At 61.2% G+C, this 22,728-nt stretch carries 22 protein-coding genes; 3 read left to right on the top strand and 19 right to left on the bottom strand.

The features are described from left to right. Positions 1–62: 62 nt before the first annotated feature. Complete coding sequence (locus PW792_17270) at positions 63–992, bottom strand: oxidoreductase (GenBank protein MDE1163679.1); 930 nt, start codon at positions 990–992, stop codon at positions 63–65. Between the two features lie 267 nt (positions 993–1,259). On the opposite strand from PW792_17270, the gene PW792_17265 reads away from it, so the two are divergent. Then, on the top strand, positions 1,260–2,078 hold the full coding sequence (locus tag PW792_17265; protein MDE1163678.1) for a hypothetical protein: 819 nt from the start codon (positions 1,260–1,262) through the stop codon (positions 2,076–2,078). A gap of 698 nt (positions 2,079–2,776) precedes the next feature. Here PW792_17265 and PW792_17260 read toward each other — a convergent pair. The 10 genes from PW792_17260 to yajC form a co-directional block, all read right to left on the bottom strand. Beyond that, a complete protein-coding gene (locus PW792_17260; GenBank protein ID MDE1163677.1) occupies positions 2,777–3,787 on the bottom strand; it encodes a hypothetical protein in 1,011 nt (336 codons plus the stop codon). A 320-nt stretch (positions 3,788–4,107) separates the two neighbouring features. Continuing rightward, on the bottom strand, positions 4,108–4,641 hold the full coding sequence (gene thpR, locus PW792_17255) for an RNA 2',3'-cyclic phosphodiesterase (GenBank protein MDE1163676.1): 534 nt from the start codon (positions 4,639–4,641) through the stop codon (positions 4,108–4,110). Positions 4,642–4,655: 14 nt separating this feature from the next. Continuing rightward, positions 4,656–5,081, bottom strand: a complete 426-nt coding sequence (locus tag PW792_17250; GenBank protein ID MDE1163675.1) for a biopolymer transporter ExbD — start codon at positions 5,079–5,081, stop codon at positions 4,656–4,658. Positions 5,082–5,332: 251 nt separating this feature from the next. Continuing rightward, positions 5,333–5,761, bottom strand: coding sequence for a biopolymer transporter ExbD (locus tag PW792_17245; protein ID MDE1163674.1), 429 nt, complete (start codon positions 5,759–5,761; stop codon positions 5,333–5,335). Between the two features lie 65 nt (positions 5,762–5,826). Beyond that, on the bottom strand, positions 5,827–6,261 hold the full coding sequence (locus PW792_17240; GenBank protein MDE1163673.1) for a biopolymer transporter ExbD: 435 nt from the start codon (positions 6,259–6,261) through the stop codon (positions 5,827–5,829). Positions 6,262–6,437: 176 nt separating this feature from the next. Continuing rightward, on the bottom strand, positions 6,438–7,190 hold the full coding sequence (locus PW792_17235; protein ID MDE1163672.1) for a MotA/TolQ/ExbB proton channel family protein: 753 nt from the start codon (positions 7,188–7,190) through the stop codon (positions 6,438–6,440). 206 nt (positions 7,191–7,396) lie between these two features. Beyond that, positions 7,397–8,146 carry a TonB family protein gene (locus tag PW792_17230; GenBank protein ID MDE1163671.1) on the bottom strand — a complete coding sequence of 250 codons (750 nt, stop codon included), beginning with the start codon at positions 8,144–8,146 and terminating at the stop codon, positions 7,397–7,399. Between the two features lie 208 nt (positions 8,147–8,354). Further along, complete coding sequence (gene secF / locus PW792_17225) at positions 8,355–9,332, bottom strand: protein translocase subunit SecF (protein ID MDE1163670.1); 978 nt, start codon at positions 9,330–9,332, stop codon at positions 8,355–8,357. 104 nt (positions 9,333–9,436) lie between these two features. Continuing rightward, entirely contained in the window at positions 9,437–11,026 is a 1,590-nt protein-coding gene (gene secD / locus PW792_17220; protein ID MDE1163669.1) for a protein translocase subunit SecD, read from the bottom strand. Positions 11,027–11,103: 77 nt separating this feature from the next. Then, positions 11,104–11,442, bottom strand: coding sequence for a preprotein translocase subunit YajC (gene yajC / locus PW792_17215; protein MDE1163668.1), 339 nt, complete (start codon positions 11,440–11,442; stop codon positions 11,104–11,106). 333 nt (positions 11,443–11,775) lie between these two features. Between yajC and PW792_17210 the strand changes: the two genes are divergently transcribed. Beyond that, positions 11,776–13,260, top strand: a complete 1,485-nt coding sequence (locus PW792_17210) for an FAD-dependent monooxygenase (protein ID MDE1163667.1) — start codon at positions 11,776–11,778, stop codon at positions 13,258–13,260. A gap of 64 nt (positions 13,261–13,324) precedes the next feature. Continuing rightward, positions 13,325–14,728, top strand: coding sequence for an MATE family efflux transporter (locus PW792_17205; protein ID MDE1163666.1), 1,404 nt, complete (start codon positions 13,325–13,327; stop codon positions 14,726–14,728). A 224-nt stretch (positions 14,729–14,952) separates the two neighbouring features. On the opposite strand, the gene PW792_17200 is transcribed toward PW792_17205, so the two are convergent. From PW792_17200 to PW792_17165, 8 genes are all read right to left on the bottom strand, one after another. Beyond that, entirely contained in the window at positions 14,953–16,155 is a 1,203-nt protein-coding gene (locus PW792_17200; GenBank protein MDE1163665.1) for a tRNA guanosine(34) transglycosylase Tgt, read from the bottom strand. A 6-nt stretch (positions 16,156–16,161) separates the two neighbouring features. Continuing rightward, on the bottom strand, positions 16,162–17,058 hold the full coding sequence (locus tag PW792_17195) for a hypothetical protein (GenBank protein MDE1163664.1): 897 nt from the start codon (positions 17,056–17,058) through the stop codon (positions 16,162–16,164). Positions 17,059–17,104: 46 nt separating this feature from the next. After that, positions 17,105–17,506 (bottom strand): hypothetical protein, encoded by a 402-nt coding sequence (locus PW792_17190; protein ID MDE1163663.1) that lies wholly within the window; start codon positions 17,504–17,506, stop codon positions 17,105–17,107. Further along, a complete protein-coding gene (locus PW792_17185; GenBank protein ID MDE1163662.1) occupies positions 17,493–18,029 on the bottom strand; it encodes a sigma-70 family RNA polymerase sigma factor in 537 nt (178 codons plus the stop codon). Before PW792_17185 ends, PW792_17190 begins: the two co-directional genes overlap by 14 nt. 115 nt (positions 18,030–18,144) lie before the next feature. Then, on the bottom strand, positions 18,145–20,025 hold the full coding sequence (locus tag PW792_17180) for an HAD-IIIC family phosphatase (GenBank protein MDE1163661.1): 1,881 nt from the start codon (positions 20,023–20,025) through the stop codon (positions 18,145–18,147). A gap of 39 nt (positions 20,026–20,064) precedes the next feature. Continuing rightward, on the bottom strand, positions 20,065–21,114 hold the full coding sequence (locus tag PW792_17175; protein MDE1163660.1) for a hypothetical protein: 1,050 nt from the start codon (positions 21,112–21,114) through the stop codon (positions 20,065–20,067). A 24-nt stretch (positions 21,115–21,138) separates the two neighbouring features. Then, the gene (locus tag PW792_17170; protein ID MDE1163659.1) at positions 21,139–22,065 is read right to left on the bottom strand and encodes a TonB family protein; all 927 of its coding nucleotides are present in this window, start codon (positions 22,063–22,065) and stop codon (positions 21,139–21,141) included. Further along, positions 22,062–22,622: a sigma-70 family RNA polymerase sigma factor gene (locus PW792_17165; protein ID MDE1163658.1), complete on the bottom strand. Its 561-nt coding sequence runs from the start codon at positions 22,620–22,622 to the stop codon at positions 22,062–22,064. Before PW792_17165 ends, PW792_17170 begins: the two co-directional genes overlap by 4 nt. Positions 22,623–22,728 lie beyond the last annotated feature (106 nt).

Here is a 22,728-nt window from a genome sequence, read left to right as displayed (position 1 = left end):
CCCTTGGCGAAACTTAGCGGCCTTCGCGCCTTGGCGTTTTCTTTTCGCCGGCAAGCTCCTCGCTAGAGCCCGTACGTCACGCCGGTCAGCTCTTCGCTCTTCTCCCAAAGCTTGCGCCCCATCTCCGCGTCCAGCGCCTGAGCACGCGGCTCCACGACCGCCGGGGAGCCCTTGAACTCCATGAAGCCGTCCGGCCCAATGTACTGCCCGCCACGCGCCTCCGGAGCCACCGCCGCAAACAGCGTAGGCAACGCCCCCATCGCGTCGTTCTGCATCAGCGGACCGCCAAAGATCGACATGAACACGCTCTTGAAGTCCTTGCCCTTCACCCCGTTCTGAAAAATATTCGTCTTCGAGATCCCGGGATGCACCGCCAGGCTCTTCAGCGACAGTGCGCGGCCCTGCAAACGGCGATGCAGCTCACGAGCGAACAAAATATTCGCCAGCTTCGAGTTGTTGTACGCTCCCCACGCCGTGTACCCCGTCTCGGCGTTGAGGTTGTCGATCTCGATCGCCCCGCCACGATGCGCCAGCGACGCCACCGTGACCACACGCGGCGACGCTTCATCTCGCGACGCCAGCAACTGCGGCAGCAACAGCCCCGTCAGCGCAAAGTGCCCCAGATGGTTCGTCCCCATCTGCTTTTCAAACCCATCCACTGTCAGCTCGCGATCCTTGATCGCCATCACTCCAGCGTTGTTGATCAGGATGTCCAGCGCCACGCCGTGCTGCGCAAACCCCTCGGCAAACGCGCGAATGCTCGCCAGCGAGGCCACATCCACCACCGCGACCTCCACACTCGCCTGCGGCACAGCCGCGCGAATCTGCGCCACCGCAGCCGCGCCCTTGGTTGCGTCACGAACCCCCACCAGCACATGCGCGCCTGCCCGGGCCAGTTCCAGCGCCGCCTGGTAGCCAATACCGCTGTTTGCGCCCGTAATCAACGCCGTTTTGCCTGCCTGCGGCGGAATATTTGCTGCTGTCCACTTCATCCAAAGCCTCGCTTTCACGCTCTCGTGACACTTCTGCCAGTCGTCCCGTGTAGCCTACACCGGCACCCAACCGGCCTTTGTGTTGAAACGATTGACCTGCTGAAAAAGCCCAAAAAATGCAAGACTGACCTCCCCAGCTTGTCAGAAGCGTGTCACCCTTGGTAAAGCTGTAGGACAGCCGGTACAATTCGCAGGTAGCCGCCAATGTCCTGAGTGGCGCTTCCGAGCGAGGCAGTGGGGCGATTGTCTGAACAAGGAAAGGTTCCGATGAAACTGAATGCTCGATTTGCGGCAGGTGCCGCGTTGCTGATGCTTCTCGTAGGCACGACTGGGTGCGCGAAGCTCAAGGCCCGCGATCGCCTCGTCAAGGGTGTCCAGGCCTTTAAGGCCGGGCAGTACGAAGTGGCCACAAACTACTTCCAGGAATCGATCCAACTCGATCCGAACTACCAGGCCGCGCACCTCTATCTCGCGACCGCCTATAGCTACCGCGTCGTACCGGGCCTCGATACTCCCGATAACGTCAAGGTTGCCAACATGGCGCTTGCTGGCTTCAACGACGTTCTCGCCACCGATCCCAACGATCTCGGCGCGCTCAAGCAGGAAGCTTCGATCTATCGCAACATCAAGCAGTACGACAAGGCCAAGGCCATCGAAGAGAAGATCATCTCGCTCGATCCCAAGGATGCCGAAGCGCACTACACGATCGCGTGGATTGACTGGAACCTGGCCTACAAGAACGCTGTCACCATCCTCGGCAAGGCTGGCCTCACCGACGACGGACAGGGCAACGTGAAGAAGTCCAAGGACGTCTGCCAGCAGCTCGTCACCGCGAACTCCACGCTCGTGACCGAAGCTCTGGAGCACCTGCAGAAGGCTGTCGACATCAACCCGACGTACGACGACGCCATGCAGTACCTCAACCTCACCTATCGCCGTAAGGCTGACCTCGAATGTGGTGACGACGCAGCCCGCAAGGCTGATCTCTCCACCGCCGACGAGTGGGTTCAGAAGGCAACCGGCGCTCGCCGTGCCAACGAAGCCGCGAAGGAAGCCAAGCTCAAGGGCGGAGTTACTGCCAACTAAGCGACAACTTACAAACGCCAACAACCATAGGGCCTCCCGCAAGGGAGGCCCTATGGTTTCTTAGTAACTGCAATAACTCCTACTCGATCAAAGAGCTGCGTGTATTCGCTGAACGCTGGCGCAAGCACGACAACACCATCCGGCCACGCTCCTCGCTGGGCTACAGGTCACCGGCGCCGGAGACATCGCTGTTTTCTACTGCTCGGCGGCAAGAGAAGCCGCCCTGTTTTGCATCGCGATCTGAACTCAGAAATCGTGCCCTACACGAACAAGCCAACTGGTACAAATCATCGGTCAGGCCACTACTACTTGAGAGCTACAACACCGCGATAGAGCAGATTGTTCCCCGAAGAGAGATTGAATTTCGGTGAACAAACTCAGAAGCGAGATTGAAATCACTAGAAATGAGAAAATAAAGTCTGCAGAAGTTCACTGAATTAAGAGGTTTTGTAGAACATTAACCAACTTATCCCGTGAATGAAAACCAGTCGCATAGTAACGATCCATCGGATCTTGGTAACGCCGAGCAAGCGAATCGGTTGCCATCACCCTAAGACGCTCAAGAAATCCTTCAAAGTAACCTCTGTCGCTTGAACCAACCGCGCTGCAAAGAATCGTCTTCGCGATCCGAGAGGGCCTTCAAGATTGATCGCCATGAGGCTCTCTCCAGCCCACTGGCGGTCGTCCTCGGCCCGTCCCTACCGAGGGACAGGTATAGACGGGATGGAGGGCTGTGATAATGGCTTCAGTAGCTCTTGCAATAGACGAGTTGCGTTAGCGGCATGAAATCCCACCTCATTCTTTTGTCTTGTGCTAGGGATTGGAATCCGAACAGCCCAGAGCTCGATTTGAGTCTTTGAATCACGAGCCGTTAAACGCAGATTGTCACCAGGAAACTGCTCGCCGACTGCCACGGTATACCATTGCGTTTCATAGATCAGCTCCAGGGTGATATCGGCGTCGGCTTCCACATTGCTTACCGCAAATCGATTCGCAGCTATGACGCTATTGTTTAAAGCATTCCGACACGCTTCGACTAAATCAGGTGGAAAATCGCCATAAGCGTTTCTTACGATAGCCTGCCCGGTTGCAATAAAGACCTTCTTCGCGGATCGGATCTCTTGCGGAGCCGGCGAGGGAACGTTCAAGAAACCAGTCACCTGGCGACCAGGAGCCAGAGGCAACAACAAACTGGCCAAGGCCTTGTTGTACCCCTCGAACATCGCTTTCTCACCGTGGATGTGGTAGCAGCTGTTGCAGTAAAGCGGCACTTGGGCGTCCCACAGAATAGAGCTGGAATTAGGGTCAATAACCTTCAGGCGAAGCTGCGAGTCGCCTGCCGCCGATCCAACGATACCGCTACCGCTTTGCGCGGTTCCTGAAATATCGAGAACAAGATCCGCATCTCTTGGCGAGTCTGCAAGCTGAAAGCCCCATTTCTGAATGGCCTGATAAAGGAAGCTGTACGCCAGCCCAGGCGGACGTGACATTGCATAATATGTGGACTCTTCTCCGCTCGAAACAACTAGGATTTTTTTCGCCTCGGCGAAGCGCAGAACGACTTGCGCACTCGGCGGTACGCTTGCAGGAACCTGTTTCTTCGGTTTGAAGAACGCGTGGCTCGATGGGCTCACGATTATCGAAAGCCAAACGAACAGGAACACGATCTGAACTCTGTAGCAAGCTTTCCTTCTCATTGTCTTCTGCATAGTCTGATAAACCACGAACTGGTAATGCGTTTTTTACCGCTAGATAAGCACTATTTGGGAAGAATTTGCGAGAGTTGTCACTTCACGCTGTACTAAGCATCCCGTCAGAATTGATTCCAAAGATCAGGATTTTCCCTTCCAAGCAGACCACGTAATAGAACTTGCCTCCGGAATCCATAATCCTATAGCAGGGTCCCGAAGCGCCTGGAGTTACCTTTCCACCGAAGCGGGTAAGCTTTGCCATTGATGTTGGTCCTGATCGATGTCGCCTCAGGAACGCGCAACCCATCTTTCCTGCATCAGTTTTCGGTCGCCAAAACTTACTGCAAGAGAAATTCAGACTTCACCACATAGCGACTTCCCGTCGAATCTCGAACGCTCTCATACAGACAAAAACGGCCTGCAACGAACCTCGCTTGGATCGTTTCAAAATCCTCTGCAAGCGCTCTGAGTCGACCCTCGAAACGAGACCGGGCGAGCGTAACGTGGGGCCGGAACGGACGGTTCTCGATCGGGAACCCGCACATCTCTGCCGCCGCCGCTACCCTTTGCTGCAGCAGGAACAGCGGCTCCGTCGGGACAATCTTCGCCGCCAGCACCCCGGCCCGCGCGTAAACCTCAACACCTTCAACAGTTAACGGAATCGGGCCACAAGCTATTCGTTGCAGAGATTCCCGCAGGACCACAAGCTGTTCTTCGTGGACCTGCCCAGGGAACGCCAGCGTCACATGCCAGCCCTCCGGCTCGCTCCACCTCACAGCCGAGCCAGCCTGCGACGATTGAAACGTATGCAAAACACTCTTCAGGGACTCACAAGCCACCTGCGGCAACGGAATACCAACGAAGATTCGCATAGCCCTAGCCTACGTCAGGACTTCGGAAACCCAAGCAGCGCAATGTGTTCCGCCCCCGCCAACCTCGAAAGCGCAACCGCCTGCGCGACCGGCTGAAAGGTCATGGAAGCCCTTGCCTGCACGAAAACGGTTCGCTCCTCCCGCCGCGCCAGCGCCGCCGTCAAGCGAGCCGTAAGCCCCGCAGCAGGCACAGCCTCACCGTTCAGCGTGTAAGCCACCACGCCTCCCTGCTCGCTTATCTGAAGCTGCAGCGGCGGCAGATTTGCCTGCCGCAGTGCGTTGTTACTGTCTTTTGGTGCTTGCGGTATCTGGCTGTCCAGCCCGTGTGGGGTGGCTGGGACGATGACCATGAAGATGATCAGCAACACCAGCAGAACATCGATCAGCGGCGTCACATTGATCTCAGAACGGGTACCCGAAACTCCAGTAGAAAATGCCATCACTATGCCTCCGCAGGAAGTAGTGAGGAGCGAGACTCAGGCTACGCAAAGCTGCCTGGGCGAGTGCAGCCTTGCACCAACATAGACACCAAGGGATTGCGCTTTGTGCCCACCTGGCTCTCAAAAGCGCCGCGGCAGGCACGATGAAACGTTTTAGACGCAAGACAACGCCCACGCACATAAGTCTCCTTATGCGCGCGGGCGTTGTTTTTAGAGTTTCAGCTTAGAACCACTTCGTGAAGCGCCACCGTTTAGTGACCGGCTTCAACCTGCGGCGTCATCAGACCGATGTTGGTAACGTCTGCCTGATGGCCCATGCTGATGACTTCAGCCACCGGTTCGAAGTCGAGGTCCTTGTCACCCTTCACGAACATGACCTTTTCCTGGCGGGTCGAGAAGATCTTCACGAGCTCAGGCTCGATGTCGCTCTTCACAAACTGCTGGTCGTTGATCTTGTACGTTGGGGTTGCGCCAGCCATGACCTGAACCACGATCGTGCGATCATTCGGCACGTCGTGCGTCGGGTTCTTGGGCGGCTGGGGAACCAGCGCGTCCAGACCCTTCGGCGTAGTCGGCTGGATCACCATGAAGATGATCAGGAGCACGAGCAGCACGTCGATCATCGGGGTGACGTTGATGCTGGCGACTGCGCCGCCGGACGATCCACCACTCATTCCCATAACGAGTTCTCCTTAGTCCTTGCCGGGGGAGAGAACTCTCCACCCGGTCTAAACCTTTTCGGCGCTTACTCTGCCGAGTTGTCTGTCATCAAGGCAAGCTGGCTGACACCGGCGCCACGAAGGGCATCCACCGTGTCCATCACCTTGCCGTAGTTCGCGCGCATATCCGCGCGGAAGTAGATGGTCTTATCAGCCGATGCATCGGTCTTCTTCGCCATAAGCGCGCCAACCTTTTCGCCGAGCTGATCCAAGGGAACTACGTCGCCGCCGACGAAGGTCTTGCCATCACGGGTAACAGCCACATTGATGGCGTCATCCTTGTTAGCATTTTCCATCACGATAGCTTCCGGAACCTTGGGCAGTTCAACGGCCACCTTGTTGTTCACCATGGGAGTGATGACCATGAAGATGATCAGCAGTACCAACATGATGTCCACCATGGGAGTCACGTTGATATCTGAATTGACCTTCTTCCCTTCATCCCGCTTCGCCATTGCCATATCAATTCACTCCCTGCCACCGGCGGCTTTTGCGCACCAAGTGGAGTTGCTCAGGATATTTGCTCCGAGCGTTTTCGCGCCCTGAGTCTTGAAAGCTCCTCGGAGTCTTCCCGGGAGACCCCGGAGCCAGCTTCGCGGCTGGCTCCGGGTGCCCGAAGACTCTCGCAGAGGGTGGTTTAGCGGTGACCCTGCTTGATGAAGTAGTCCACCAGCTCCGACGAGCTGTTGTCCATTTCGACGTCGAACGACTCCAGCTTGTTGGTGAAGTAGTTGAAGCACATAACGGCCGGGATCGCGACGAGCAGACCGAAAGCGGTCGTAACGAGAGCTTCCGAGATACCACCAGCGATTGCAGCCAGCGACGAGGTCTTCATCGCAGCGATCGTCTGGAAGGCGTTCAGAATGCCGACGACGGTACCGAAGAGGCCGATGAACGGAGCGGTCGAACCGATCGTTGCCAGGCCGCCGAGGCCCTTCTTCAGCTTCGCGTGAACGATTGCTTCCGAACGCTCGAGAGCGCGCTGCGAGGACTCGATCTGCTCTTCGGTGATCGCGCCACCCGAACCGAACGAACGGAACTCGGTGAGGCCAGCGGTCACGACTTCAGCAAGGTGCGACTTCTTCGAACGGTCAGCAACCTTGATCGCTTCGTCCAGACGGCCTTCCTTGAGAGCGCCAGCAACCTTGGGAGCGAACTCACGCGACTGCTTGCGTGCTGCCGAGTAGTACAGAGCGCGATCGATGATCACAGCCAGGGACCAGATCGACATGATGAAGAGAACGATAACGACGGCTTTCGCCAGACCACCCATGTGGCCCCAGAGTTCGGGAACGGAGAAGCCTACCTGGCCGCCGCCTGCGTCCTGAAGGAACATGGCCAGCGAGTTGACCGAGGTGTGAGCGAAGTTTGCAGTGTGAGCGAGAATCACGGATTTCCCTCCTAGGGATGTGTTGCAAAAGTCTTTTATGGCTCAGAGCATCTGTTCTGAGGCTTGGCTGCGGTGGGTTGCAGCGTGAACCTTGTTGAGGACGCGAGAACAGCTAGGCCGCGCCCTGAGTCAAAAGTGTTCAAAGGCAAATGGTTGGACGGATGAGGCGGCGGAACAGGTTCACGCCGCGCTCTCCAAAACCGAGATCAACCGCCGTTGAGATTGAAGTTGACCACAATGGTCGTTTCCACTTCGGTGGGCTCGCCGTTCAAAACATACGGCTTGTAGCGCCACGTCTTCACTGCTTCGAGAGCAGCACCCTGCAGCATGGCAGGGCCGGAGACAACCTTGAGATCCTGAATTGCGCCGGACTTGGAGATGATGGCGTGCAGCACCACAGCACCCGACTGGTGAGCCGCACGAGCGATCGGCGGGTACACAGGCTGAGTCTTGTTGAGGAGCTGACCAGCCATGACACCGGACGAAATACGCGCCGGGCCCGTCGGCTTGGGCTTGGCCACCACGATAGCCGGGCCTGCGCCCGTACCACCGGCGATGCCACCCATCACGCCACCCGGGACGCCGCCAGCCATACCGCTCATGCCAGCTACGCCACCAGAAGACGGGGGAGGAGGAGCAGCGTCCTCCTTCAGCATCTTGATGTCCTTAGGAATCTTGGTCGGGGCATGGAGGCCCGCGTCGATCTCCGAAACGTGCGGCACCGACTTCGGCACTGCAGCCGCCGGAGGCGGGGGAGGAGGCGGAGGCGGTGGCGGCGGTGGAGGCGCCGTCAACGAAGCCGACAAGGAGCTCTTCGGAAGAGCTTCCGGGTACAGCAGAGGAATCAGGATCATCGTCGCAAGGATCGCGCCGTTGATTGAGAACGTGGCGATCATCCAGTACCTGGACTTGGACTTGATTCGCCCGCCGGATTCCATCATCGAATCTTCAAACATGTGCAACCTCGGATCCCCGAAGGGAAAAGCTACTACGCTTAGACACCGTGATGAATGTGATTGTTCCCGACAAAAATGAAACGCGCAAGTCGAGGACAAAACTTTCTGCAAAATGGCGCATTTACGGTGCAATTTCGTTTCAAAAGTTGCCTAAAAGATAACGGCCTGCCAGAGATTGGCAGGCCGTTTTCCACTACTTGTTTCCAGCTTAGCGGGTGGTGGGACGCGGTGCTGTGGGCTTCGCTGCGGGCAGCGAGGCCGACTTGCCCTTGGAGGCACGCCAGTTCTGGTATGCCACCAGCATCGGAGCCGCAACCGCGATCGACGAGTACGTTCCGATCAGGATGCCGATCACCAGAGCGAAGGAGAAGCCGTGGAGGACTTCGCCGCCGAAAAGGTAGAGGCAGAGTACTGTGAGGAACGTCAGGCCCGAGGTGAGCACAGTACGGCTCAGCGTCTGGTTGATGGCGCGGTTCACGACATCCGCCAGAGGCTCGCGACGGTTATCCGCAAGATTCTCTCGAATACGGTCGAAGACCACGATGGTGTCGTTCATCGAGTAACCGATGAGCGTCAGCAGCGCGGCGACGACGGTCAGGGAGATTTCCTGGTTGGTGAGCGAGAAGGCACCGATGGTAATCAGCGTGTCATGGAAGACGGCAGCCACAGCCGCGACGCCGTAGATCAGCTCAAAGCGGAACCACAGGTACGCGAGCATGCCGAGCAGCGAGTAGAGCACCGCGAGCTGCGCCTGCGAGACGAGCTGCTTGCCGGCCGTCGGGCCGACGATGTCCACCTGCTCCACTTCGAAGTGGGAGTCATGGTAGTTCGCCGTCAGAGCGGATTCCACCTCAGCGCGACCCTGGTCGTGCTGCGTGTCCTGTGCCGAAGACATCGGCAGCGAGATGATGACGTTGCTCGAGCTCGCACCGGCGGCGCCGGAGATGCGCTGGATGCGCGCATCGCGGACCTTGGCCGTGTCCATCGCCGAACGGATGTGATCTTCGTTCGGGGTGGTGTCGAAGTGCACTGTCACCTGCGTGCCGCCGGTGAAGTCAACACCCTTGGGGATGCCGTGCCAGAACAGCATGCTGAGCACGCCGCCGATGGAGAAGATCAGCGAGAAAGCGAGCAGGTACCACTTCTTGCTAAGCCAGTCGATATTGGTTGAACGAAAGAATTCCACAGTAGCTTCCTCATGGAAGCAGACATTAGACCTTGAGCCATTAGGCAGAGAGTGCAAAGCGCTTTTCTCTCATGCCTAATATCTTCCCTCTAATGTCTGCCCTTTTAGATCGACAGCGGCGCAGTGCGTCCGCGCTTCTCGAGCAGATAGTCAAAGATCACGCGCGACACGAAGACCGCGGTAAACAGGTTGGCGGCAAGACCGAAGACGAGCGTTACGGCAAAGCCCTTGATGGGGCCGGTACCGAAGATGAACAGAATGCCCGCCGAAACGATCGTGGTGACGTGCGTATCGAAGATCGTCTTCCACGCATGGTCGAAGCCGTCCTGGATGGCCTGTGCAGAGGTCTTGCCCAAGCGCAGCTCTTCACGAATACGCTCGAAGATCAGCACGTTGGAGTCGACGCCCATACCGATCGTCAGGATGACGCCCGCGATGCCGGGCAACGTCAGCGTCGCGCCGGTGAAGCCCATGAAGCCGAGCAAAATCACGAGGTTGAGCAGCAGCGCGAGATCCGCGTTGATGCCTGCGCCCTTGTAGTAGATGAGCATGAAGACCAGCACGGCGACGAGGCCGGCAACGGCCGCCATCACGCCCTGGTGGATCGAGGCAGCACCCAGCGACGGGCCAACCGTGCGGGTTTCGAGGTACTTGATCGAAGCAGGCAGCGAGCCGGTGCGGAGCATGAGGCTAAGGTCGTCTGCCTGCTGCTGCGAGAAGCCGCCGGTGATGCGGCCCTGGTCGCGAATTGCCGACTGGATCGTCGCCACTTCGCGGACCTTGTTCTCCAGCACGATGGCCATCGAACCGGTGCCCTTGTTGGCGTCGGTGTACTTGTAGAAGCGGTCGCCGGCCTCGGTGGTCAGCGTGAAGCCGATGTCGGGGCGGCCGTTTTCGTCCTGCTGCGCGGTCGCGCCGCGGAAGTCCGTACCTTCGACGATCGAGGCGCGCTTGAGCACCCATGCCTGGTCAGGACCTGCACCCGAACCCGAGCCCATGATGATCTCTTCGTCCGGCGGCAGCGAACCACCAACAGCCGTCAGAGCCTGCGCAGCGTCGGGGTACGGAGAGCCGGAGACCACTTCGTGGATCTCGAGCTTCGCGGTGGACTGGATGATGTTTTCGACGCGAGCCGGATCATCGACGCCCGGAAGCTGGACGAGGATCTGGTTGTCGCCAAGGCCGTACTTTTCGATGACCGGCTCGGAGACGCCGAGCGAGTCAATACGCTGGCGGATCGTCTCGATGGAGGTCTCGACGGTGCGGTCGGCGAGGTCGCGCTGGGCGGCCTGCGTGAGCGTCATCGTGTAGCCGGACGCGTTCGACTGCTTCTCATAGCTGGCGTACGCGTTGTCGTTCACGATGGTGCTGACGGCCGAAAGCTTGGAGCTGTCGGGCTCGTTGATCGTGATGACCTCGGGATGCACCTTCGGGTCAAGCTTGGTCGCGGTCGCGCCGGTCGCAGCCAGCGCGGTGTTCAGCGCGGTCATGTCGCGGTCGGTCGAGGAGCCGATAGCTTCCTGCACCTGCACCTGCAGCACAAGGTGCGTGCCGCCGCGCAGGTCAAGGCCGAGGTGGATGCGGTCCGTGATCGACTTCTTCCAGCCGCCGTGCGGAATGCCGAAGATTCCGTAGAGGAACACAAGCAGAATGGCGAGGATCGCCCAGGTTTTTGTTGTGAGATTCTTGCCCATCGTGAGTAAGTACTTTCCGAAAGAACTGCGTACTGCTGAAACTGGGTTGGCCGGGAGCGCTGCTCCGGCAGGGAAGGCTAGCTCTTGGCCGTTTCTTCGTCCGTGGTGACGGCAGCGATCGAGCTCTTTACGAACTCGAGCTTTGCGCCGTCCGGCTGCGTCTTTACGATCACAGCGTCGTCACTGACGGAGAGAACGCGGCCGCGGATGCCGCCGTTGGTCGTGACCTTGTCGCCCGCCTTGACGGCCGCGAGCATGGCAGCCCACTGCTTCTGCTTGCGCTGGTTCGGAACCACCATGAGGAAGTACATGGCGACGAACATCAGGATCAGGATGGGGAAACCACCCATGGCGCCAAGGATGCCGCCAGGAGCGGCCAATGCGGCGAGAATGCTAAGCGATGGAACAAACGACACGATGATCAGGACCTGAGCGCCGGAGGCGTCCGAACGACCGTTTTACCGGCCTCGGGAGCGCACACAGACGTTCCTCTTCGTAGAAAATGCCGGGAGACCCGTCGCACAAGAATCACACGACCGACGCAACAAACGCTGCGCCCAAAGACGTCGGCTGATCGCGATACACACGTCCGCCCTTGCCTGAAATCACACCTGAGCATTAAGCATCGCTGTACGCTGTCCCTGTGTCAAGGAAATCGCACGCTGCATGACGCCGTGGAACCCCGGAAAATACTGTTGCTTTCGCCTGCCGGGAGGCGTCTAAGCGTGGGAAGAAGAAGAGGTGGCTCCATGGAAACGGACGTACTTATCGCTGGTGCCGGTCCCGTAGGCCTGATGCTGGCCCTGGAATTGGCCCGTTACGGACTCCACGTTCGCCTGATTGACCCGGACGATGCGCCGACCGAGCAGAGCCGCGCGCTCGTCGTCTGGCCGCGTACTCTTGAGCATCTGGCGCGTCACCCGGGGCTCGATGAACGCTTTCTTTCCAACGGGTTACGCGTTACCGAGGCCCATTTCTTCCACGGCGGCAAACCGCTCGCCAGCACAAAGCTGGACACCGTGGACACGCCCTACCCGTTCGCGCTGATGGTGCCGCAGAGCGAAACCGAGCGCCTGCTCACGGAGCGGCTGGCCGAGCTGGGCGTGCAGGTGGAACGGCGCACCAGCTTCACGAGCTTCCGGGAAAACGGCAGTTCGGTGACCTCCACCCTGCAACACGCCGATGGTGCGGCCGAAGAGTTGACCACTCGCTGGCTGGTCGGCGCCGACGGAGCACACTCGGCGGTCCGCCACGCGCTCGGCGTGGGCTTCACCGGGGAGCAGTTGCCCTCGGATTGGGTGCTGGCCGACGTTCACCTCGACGGCGACGTTCTTCCTGACGCGGTGGAGCTGCATCTGCACCCGGAGGGCGTGCTGGCGATCTTCCCCCTGCCGCCGAACCGCTTCCGCGTGATTGCGGCGTATCTGCACGGCGAGCACGAGCCGACGCTGGAGGAGATGCAGCGCATTCTCGACCAGCGGCGCGGGCCTGGCGTTCGCGCACACGATCCTGTCTGGCTCTCGCAGTTCCACATCAGCGAGCGAATCGTGGAAAACTTCCGCCGCGGCAACGTCTTCCTCGCCGGAGATGCAGCGCATATCCACTCGCCTGCTGGCGGACAGGGCATGAACACAGGCATGCAGGACGCTGTGAATCTGGCGTGGAAAATCGCGTTGATATCCGGTGGACACCTGTCGAAAGCCGGGGAGGAAACGCTGCTCGCCTCCTACAACGAGGAGCGTCACCCTGTGGCCCAGGACGTTCTCACGGGAGCCGGTCTGCTAACGCGTGCGGCCATGGTGGACAACTCGCTGCTCAGCCACGTTCGCAATGCTGCCATCCGCACCGCGTTCGGGCTGGACCTGACGCGCCACTCCTTTGCCGAAGCCGCTACCGAACTTGCCGTGAGCTATCCGCACTCGCGGCTGAACGGGCGCGACGACAAGCTGAAGGGCGGCCCACGCGTAGGCCAGCGAGCACCCGTCCATGCCGGCGATGCGCCTGTCAGCACCGGGCCCGCGCCGCTGTTCACGCTCTTTGCGACGAAAGGACCGGACAGCAGCCAGCTTATTGACTGCTACCCGCAGTTTTTCGCGCCGGAGCCGCGTCCTCCGTTCGTCGAAGGAGGCATATGGATTGTGCGGCCGGATGGCTACGTGGCGTTTGCGGGAGACTCCGATTCGTGGGCGGCGGCCGATGCGTACCTCGCCAAGCTCGTCTATCACCAGGGGTAGGGCACCAGGAGTAGCCAGCAGGGCCAGGCACACGGTGTTCCTCCGCTCTTGATAGCCTGAACTGATGCGCTCTGCCGACATTCGCCGTGAACTTCCGCCGCTTCTGCGGCTTGCAGCACCGTTGGTGCTCGGTGAGCTTGGCTGGACGGCGATGTCGCTGGTGGACACCGTGATGGTGGGCCGCCTGCCTAACCCTGCTTCCGCGATGGCCGCAGCCGCGCTGGCGGCGGTGCTCTTCAACACCGTAGCCATCGGCGTCGGCGGCATTCTGCTGGGGCTGGATGCGCTGATCGCGCAGGCGTTCGGCGCAGAGGACGTTCCTGCGGCCAATCGCTGGCTGTGGCATGGGCTGGTCACGGCCGTTGGTCTGGCCGTGCTGCTGACGGGCATCTTCCTCGCCGCGCCCCTCGCGCTGCGGCACATGCCGGTGGACCCCACGGTGCTGGCAGGAGCGATCCCCGCGCTGCGTGGGTTGATTCCGGGCGTGTTGCCGCTGCTGGTCTACTTCGCGCTACGCCGCTACCTGCAGGCCGCGCATCAGGCCCGCCCCATCGCCATTGCGCTGATCACGGCCAACGCGGTGAACATTGCCATCGACTGGTTGCTGCTCTACGGACACTCCTGGCAGATCGGCACACACTTGCTGCGGATTCCGTCCTTTGGCGTGGTGGGCTCGTCGTGGGCGACCAGCTCGGCGCGGCTCTATCTTGTGCTCTTCCTCGCCGTGGCGCTGTGGCGCGCGAACCGCAAACATCGCTATGGGCTGGGCGAGGTCTCGCTGCAGGCAGAGTTCGACCAGCTTGCACAGATCTTCCGCATGGGCGTGCCGATCGGCGCGCAGATCTTCGTCGAGATCGCGATCTTCGCGCTGGTGACCTCGCTGATCGCAAGCTTCGGCCCGCTGCCGCTTGCGGGGCATGAGATTGCGCTGCAGTGCGCGAGTACGAGCTTCATGGTGCCGCTTGCGATCTCCTCCGCGACGAGCGTGCGCGTAGGCCATGCGCTGGGCCGCGTGCGCATTGGCGCAGGCACGGTGCTGGAAGCAGCCGCCGCTGGGTGGGCAGGCATTATCGCGGGTGCAGGCCTGATGCTCATCTCCGCAGTGTGCTTTCTCTCGATGCCGCGAGCCATCGCCCATCTCTTTACACCCGACGCCGCGGTCGTGGCCGCCGCCGCACCGCTGCTGAGCATCGCCGCATGCTTCCAGTTCTTTGACGGCATCCAGATCACCGCGACCGGCGCGATGCGCGGCGCAGGCCACACGACGACGCCGCTCTGGACGCAGATCGTCGCCTACTGGCTGGTGGGAATGCCGCTTGGGTACATGCTTGGTTTCCATGCCCACCTCGGCCCGCGAGGGCTTTGGATGGGTTTGGCGATCTCGCTTTCCGTCGCCGCTGTGGGGCTGCTGTGGGCGTGGCACCGGCTGACCGGGCGGCTTGGTGAAGAAGTAGGCCTCAGGGGCTAAAGCCCCGTTCCTGCATAGGAGCCTGATGGCACGGCTGAAACCGTGCCCCTTCGTTGGAAGCCGTGGTGAGCGAGGGAAGAAGGCAGCGCCACGAGCGCGAGGAGTGCCGGAAAGCCGGGATGCGGAGATCCACGGTGTTTGGGCGTGTGGAAGTGATCCTGCGGCGACTGGCAGGCCCTTCGCCTGTGGCTCAGGAGGATAGATTCAGAAAACTCCAACTGTTGTTACGAGGAAAGATCTTTCCTTACTCTGTCCATCGTCTCCAGGTAAAAGTGGAGGTTGTGGATCGAGTTCAGCATGGCGCCGAGAGGTTCGCCGCTGTGGAACAGGTGGCGCAGATACGCCCGCGTATACCGCTGGCAAACGCGGCAACCGCAGCCTTCGTCGATCGGGCGCTGGTCTTCGGCAAACTCCAGCTTCTTCACGTTCATGCGGATAGGCGTGCTGGCGCGGTCGGCAGGGTTTTCGCGTGTGAAGACGAGGCCGTGGCGGCCTGCGCGTGTGGGCAGAACGCAGTCCATCATGTCTACCCCCATGCGGGCGTACTCTTCGATCTCGTCGGGGTAGCCGACGCCCATGACGTAGCGAGGCTTGTCTTTCGGCAGGAACTCCAGCGTGTGGGCGATCATCTCGCGGGTGACTTCGCGGGGCTCACCGACGGCGAGACCACCGATGGCGTACGCGGGGAAGTCCATCTCGACGAGCCGCTCGGCAGACTCCTTGCGGAGGTCTTTGTACATGCCGCCCTGGACGATGCCGAAGAGCGCCTGATGCCTGCCTTCGAAGTGTTGGTGATCGTAGGCCTTTGTGAACTCGGTGGCGGCATGGGCAAGCGGCTGCGCCCACGGGACTTCGTGGCGGTGCTGCTTCCAGTAGTCGAGCGAACGCTGCGCCCATGCGTGGGTCAGGCCCATCGACTGCCTGGTACGTTCCCACGTGGCGGGCGTTTCGACGCACTCGTCAAAGGCCATCATGATGTCGGCGCCGAGGGCGATCTGCACGGCCATGGAGTGCTCGGGCGAGAAGAAGTGCTTGGAGCCGTCGAGATGCGAGCGGAACTCGACGCCGTCGTCGGTGATCTTGCGCAGCGCAGAGAGCGAAAAGACCTGGAAGCCGCCGGAGTCCGTCAGCATGGGGCGCTGCCAGCTCATGAAGCGATGTACGCCGCCAGCGCGGCGGATCAGCTCATGGCCGGGCCGCAGGTACAGGTGATAGGTATTGGCGAGGATGATCTCCGCGCCGCGCGGCGTGCCGTCTTCCTTCGCCGGGCCAAGGGTTTCGATCACATCCTGGGCCACCGTCTTTACAGTGGCAGCCGTGCCCACCGGCATGAATACCGGGGTCTGCACGGCTCCGTGCGGAAGCCGCAGCTCTGCGCGGCGACCTCCGGCTTCACTTGTTTTCTGAACTTCGAACTCTAGCGACATCGCTCCTTATTCTAGGGGCTTTGCCGGAGCAGGCGGCGCGACTGGGTCGGGAACAACTTGCGGCGCAGGTGCGGGAGCCGCTGCAGGAGCAGGCTTGATGAAGATCCGCAGTTTCTCGAACTGCTTCTGCGGCATCGGGTGAATCTCATTCATTCTCATCCTGAGGACGTCGCGATTGAGGTCGCCGAGGCCGCGAAGCTGAGCAACGTTCGCTCCTGCGACCGTCGCCTGAATCTCAGCGCGTAACGCTGCCATCTCGCCGGGGAGCGTGTTCAGCAGGAGGAACGAGGGGCTGCCGTAGAAGACGCCGTCCGTGCCGCCGAGCAGCGAGCTCTCGCCACCGCCGCCCGCACCTACGCGCGATACGCGGTGGATAAACGTAAGCTCCTTCTTCTCCACCGAGATGATCGCCTGCTCGCTGTAGCCGTCCGTGCGTGTCTTCGAGCACACGTCGGTCGACTCGCCGGTCTTCAGGTTGCGCGTGTGTACGGAGCAGTGCCAATCACCCGTGTTCAGGCGCTGGCGAATCTTGTCGACCTCCGCCATGTTGTACATGCCCGGCTGGTCGTACTCATACGTACGCACGGTGTTCAACACCATGCGGCGGGCGCTGGAAGCGTTCTTGCCGCCGACCATGCTCAGCGTGCTGGGGTCCATGCTGATGTCCGTGACCTCGGTCGCGTTCTTCTCGAAGACCTCTGTGCCAGCAAAGAGCTCGTCCTTGCCCTGCGGCTCTTCGCCAGCCCCCTGCGCACTTACCCGCATCATGCCTTCGCCGCTGGACGTCAGCGTGAACGTCCGCGATTCGGTCCCATGATTCACGGCACGAATCGTCGCCGTGCTCTGCGCAAACATTGCTCCTGCGCCCACCAACATCGCTGCTGCCACCATTGCCTTTTTCATCGCACTGCCCTCCGTCTCTCAAAGTTTTTACTGCTCGATACGTCCGTTACTGCTCGATCGAAATTCCTGCGCGCTGCAACTGCTCGCGTGTGTGCTGCAGCGTGCGCTCGGTGATAGCCTGCGCTTCGGCAAACTGCTGCTCGGCCTGCACGTGCTCGCGGTGGCGATGCACGCCTTCTGCGGTGAAGACACCGATCGCCAGCACCGCGGCCACCGCGCCGCCGATCCAGGCGTTCCAGCGTGTGCGCGAGAGCATCGGCCTGACGCGCTGCGCATCGAACGCGAGGACGCGGTTCTCCTGCGAGGCCGTTGCTCCAGACGCCTTCATCACTCGCTGCAACATTGCCTCAGGTGCGTCGAGGCGCACCATCGCGGCCTTCAGCGCGCGCTCAAACGCCGCGTCCTGTGCGGAGATGGCTTCTTCCTGAATGTCGTTACGCTCGTCCATCGCGTACATACTCCTTCATCGTCACTTCCGCCTTGCGGCGCATCAGCTTCAACCCGCGCTGCAGGTTGCTCTTCACCGTTGCCAGCGGCTGGTTCAACAACCGCGCAATTTCCTCCGGCAACATGTCTTCCTGGTAACGCAAGACCACCGGCACACGCATCGCCTCCGGCAACGCCCGCAGCAGCTCGTCCAGCCGCGCGGCTACGGCGTAGCCCGGCAGGGCTTCACCGTCCTGCGACGACGGTGTGTGGACGTCGTCCATCCACTCGTCCGCATCGACCTCTGGCTGGCGCGACTGCCTGCGCAGCACGTCGGTCGCACGGTGCACCGTGACGCGGCGCAGCCAGAACTTCGTATGGTCTGCGCTCTCCAACCGTTCGCCTGAGCGATACAGCTCGAGGAAAACGTCCTGCGCGACCTCTTCCGCAGCGCCGTACTCGCCTGCAACGCGCAGAGCGATAGAGAAGACCATGCGCTGGTGCTGCTCGATAAGCTTCTGAAATTCTTTTGCTTCGATCGCCATCCGCTTCCTGCAGTCAGTTGCCGTCACTCACCTATACGGCGGCGCGGCGAGCCCGGGATGCAAAAACTAGACGCAAAACTAATGGACTACGTGATTTTTTGAAAACTGTAGCGAATCAGGCGTGTGCCGGTTCCGGCTCATGGCTCGGCGCGATGATCTGCATCAGTACCTCTGCGGGCTCAAACGCCTGCAAAGCCAACACATAGCGCGATTCATCCTCGGTGGACTCAAGCGGCGTGAAGCCCAGGGTGGGCAACAACTCGCGCACCATGCCGTTCTTCGCCGTCGGTTTGTAGACGCCCACCAGACGCTCGACGCCATGCGGCGCAGCGGCTTCGGCCAGCAGCGCCAGCGCAGCCTGCTCCACGCGCCGACCCAGCACGCGGCAGCTCATCAGCCAGCTTGCGATCACCGCATCCTTGCCGCGCACCTGCGCCATCAACACGCCGATCAGGCCGTTGTCGCCAAAGCGGTCGGCGAGTCGAAGCTGCAGCGTGATCCACTCCGGCGAGTTCATGCGCCGGGCCACTTCCTCTTCGGTCAGCCGCTCGGTTGCGAGGTTGAACTGGTTGGTTTTGTTCACCAGTTGCGTTGCCCGCGTCAGGCTCATCGGATCGATCGGGCCAGCGGTCAGCACCATCTGCAGCGACGCGAGGTAGGACTCGATGTCGGTCGACTGCTCCAGCATCTGGGCGCGCTCGGCGTTGGCCTGGTACTGCGCCGTCCGTGCCGCGTCTTCGGCGGATAGCGCCGTCGCTTCGAAGTAGCCCGCCCCACTGAGAACGTGAAGATACTCGGCCGGGTCTTCCGGCATCTCCGGCACGGCGACCATCGGCAGTTCACGACGCACCAGAGCGCGTTCTACCGGGTTGTCGTCGGCGAAGACCAGAGCGTCGAGCCCCAGGTTCAGCGTCTTCGCAATGGTGCGCAGATTCGTCGCCTTGTCTGTCCAGTTTGCGACGAAGCAGGCGATATGTTGGCGCTTCAGCACCATCTCCGGATGCTCTGCAAACGGCTGCAGCGCGTTGGCCTCGTCGTTCTTCGAGCACACCGCGAGCACCACGCCGCGCTCGCTCAGCGCCAGCGCGTAACGCTGGAACGCCACAAACGCTTCGCCCGCAGCGGAGCCCTGTCCCAGCACGATGCCCTCAAGCCCGTCATCGCCGATCACGCCGCCCCACAACGTGTTGTCGAGGTCCAGCACCAGGCACTTCGCCGAACGGCCACGCGACGCGGCCAGCACACGCACCACCTGCTCGCCGTACATCGCCGCGGCCGTGGGGTGAATCTCCTGCTTGGTCTTGTGCCACAGCGCGCGGTCATGCCACGCCGCCAGACCCTCTTCCGCCGCAAACTCATCCACGGCCAGCAGGTCTACGCCTGCTGCAGAGGCCAGCGAGCGTAGCTCGGCGTTGACCCGGGCCACAACCGCAGCGGAGGAGGACGCCAGCCGGGACTCGTTGTTTCCAAGCAGCTTTGGCAACACCGGAAGCACCGTCTGCTGGATCACCTGAGCGCCGAAGCGCTCGCGGACCTGCTGCCAGCAGCGCTCCATCGTCGCCAGTGCCACAGCGGGGTCGCCCACGGCGAGCGCAGCGACATGGTGCGCATCGAAGGCCAGCAGCACGGCATCGGGATGGAACGCCGCGAGGCGCTCCCCGGCGAGAAGCTCCTGCTGATACTGGCCGTACTCTGCTTCGAAGATCTCCGCCAGCAAACCACGGCGCAACGCGGCGACCCGGATGCCCGGCAGCAGGTGCGTGGTGGTGGAAGACGCCAGCACAGCCAGCCGCACAGGCTCCAGCCCCGGCAGCGTGCCATGAGCCTTGATCGCACGCAGCAGCGCGCGATCAAGCTGCGTGGTTTGCAGGAAGTCCAGCCGTACAGCAGCCAGCGAGCGCAACTCCGCAACAATTTCCGGAGAAGAATCAAGCGTCTTGAGCGCACGAAGACGGGCATCAAAACCGTCCACGGACGGCAACCAGGTCATCTCCATTCGAGCGCGCTCCTTTCGCTGGCAACTTGCGGCGACGCTCTATATTGTATCGACGACGCTTTCCGCAGCGCTGTCCGGCATCAGGGGATCGTAGATCAGCGTGCTGAGCTCTCTCCACGCCTTCTCCGTGCCCTTCTCCTGCAAGGACATCACCAGCGAGAGCCCCTGGTAGCGCAGCCCGGCCGCCAGGGTAATCATCGCGAGCTTCGCCCGGTCCACTTCCGCGATCCGGTGCTTGCCAGCCCACATGTCCTTCTTCGGCTCTTCGCGTACGGCCTCTGCCCACAGAATGGCGTCAGCCTGAATCTCGTGGTTATCCGGCAACACATGCCTGCGGTAAATCTGCTCCGAGTTGCAACGCCAGAAGTACACCTCCGCAGCGTCACACGCTTCACGCAGAGCCCACAGAGGACGTATCCCCAGGGCAGGCTTCTCCAGCTTGCGGGAGATCTGCTTGAAGCTCAACGGCTCATGCAGACGCTCCACTTCACGGAGGTTCGAGCTATAAGCCATCGCCCACAGCAGGGTGTGCAGCAACTCCGCGCGCTGCAGGCACATCACGGTCTTCGACCGGGGCCACGAACCGTTCGGATGCATCAGCCAGGTACGCGCCTCACTCGGCATCTCGTCCCACACGCTGTGCGCGCGAAGCCGTTCCAGGCTGATGCGGCGCATGACCACCTCGTGGTCTTCGGGGAGCGTATTGCGCAGCAGCCACTCTTCTCCCAGAGAACGCTCGATCATCGCGGCCAGCGCCTGCGTCAGCCTCTCCAGCTTGTCGACAATGACACGGGGAGCAGCGGCCACGTCTTTCGCCCGGCGATTATCTTCCAGCCGCTGCCACTGCCACTGTCCGGCGACAGCCAGGGCAATCATGCTCACCACCACACCCACCACGAGCCACACAATCGACTGGTCGTGGAAGTTTCTGATCTCGTGCAGGAACCAGCCGGCGACCGCGGCGAAGTACACCGCGCTGCCCAAAAGCAACAGCAGCGAACGCCGAGCCTTCCGGTCGCGCGGTGCACGCTGCAGCGCCAGAAAGATCGATCGTCGGCCGTGGCTCGAAAAAAGTGGCGCGAGATACATGCCAGCAAGGATAAGCGGAAACAGCTAAAAAATCTGAAAAATTACGTCGATCGACATTTCGACCTTCACGGGCTTGCCGTCTTTGATAGCAGGGCGAAAACGATACTGCCGGACAGCCTCGACGGCTTTCGCCCCCAACCCAAGCCCCACATCACGAAGCACATGCACGTTCTGTGAATGTCCCTGTTCGTCCACGATCAGCCCCACGATCACATCTCCGGAGAACTTCGCTTTGCGAGCCTCTTCGCTGAACTCTGGCTCGATCGAGTACGTCAGCACAGGAGCGTGCACCGCACCGCCAACGCGATAGACACCGCCACCGAGGTTTCCCCCACTTCCCGGGCCGATTCCAGCGCCGTTGCCGGAGCCAATCCCGGTTCCACGGCCACGGCCCAGCGAGAAGCCCTTGAGCGTAGAGTTTGGCACGCCAAGGTCCGGCAGCCTGTTGTCGGCAAGCTTCAAATCGGGCTGCACAACCACCGTGGGCTCCAAAGCCAGCTTCGGCGCAACGGTTGGCGGAGCTTTCGGAGGCATGAGCTGCTCCGCGGCAAACTTTGGCGGATGGCCCTGCGTCACCGGCGTTGGCCCATGCTGCCCACCACCGCCACCCATCGCTTCTGTTCGCTTCGGCAGCTCTATCGGCGGAGGGGGCGGTGCCAGTAATGTCGCAAATTCCTTCGGACGCGGCGCCGCGAGCTGAACGTGCCGCGCCACCAGCATCGCAATCAGCAGAATTGCCACCACATGCACACCCATCGCGAACCACGTCGAAAGCGTGCTGCGCTGCGGAGCCAACCGCGCCGCTGTCGCAAACTGCGGTGCAGCCAGTGGTCGAAGATCCGCCGCCTGAGCCAACCGGGCGAGCAACCGCTGCTCCAGCCCGGCGGGCAGCGTGGGGTTTGCCTCGTTGCGCACAACATCGTCCAGCATCTCGTCTAATTCGAAGCTCATAGCAGACTCCTTCCCTCGGGTGCGGCCGCGACCTCAGCGCGGCCACGGCGGGTTTGCATTTGCTGCCAGCGGTCGCGCAGGATGCCTCGCGCCCGATGCAGCCGGGTACGCACCGTCGCCTCCGGTACGCCCAGAACCTCAGCCGCCTCGCGACTGTTCATGCCCTCTACCGCTGAAAGCAGCAGCGTTTCGCGCAGCTCCGGCGGCAGATCCTCGATCCAAGCCGCCAGCAGGGCACGCTCGTCGCCCTGCGCCGCCAGGTGTTCGGGAGTGGCGCGGGTATCCGCAACGCGCTGCAGCACGGCCTCGCCGTCCTCCGTTGCAGGCTTTCGCGCTGTCTTGCGATCGAGCGCTATCCGCCAGACAGCTTTGGCAAGAAACGCCCGCTCATTCACCATCTCGGGCAGATGCCCGGTGCGCTGCAGCTTCAGGAAGACGTCCTGCACGGCGTCCTCGGCGTCTTCCGCACGACGCACGACGGCGTAGGCCACGCGGTAGAGGAAAGCCGCGTGCTCCACCGCCAGCCTTGCCAGCAGAGAGCTAAATCCTTCGTTCATTTCAGGTTGCGATCGCATAGGCCTGCTGTTGTGTAGACCAGCCAAAGAGGAAAAGTGTTCGCAGAAAAATTTGCAGAGAGAAGGAAAGGCGAGGAATAAGGGAGCA

It is taken from the genome of Acidobacteriaceae bacterium (assembly GCA_028283655.1).
Classification (GTDB): Bacteria; Acidobacteriota; Terriglobia; order Terriglobales; family Acidobacteriaceae; genus Granulicella.
The sequence above is the reverse complement of the archived record's forward strand: the minus strand, read 5'-3'. Positions and strand labels throughout refer to the sequence as shown.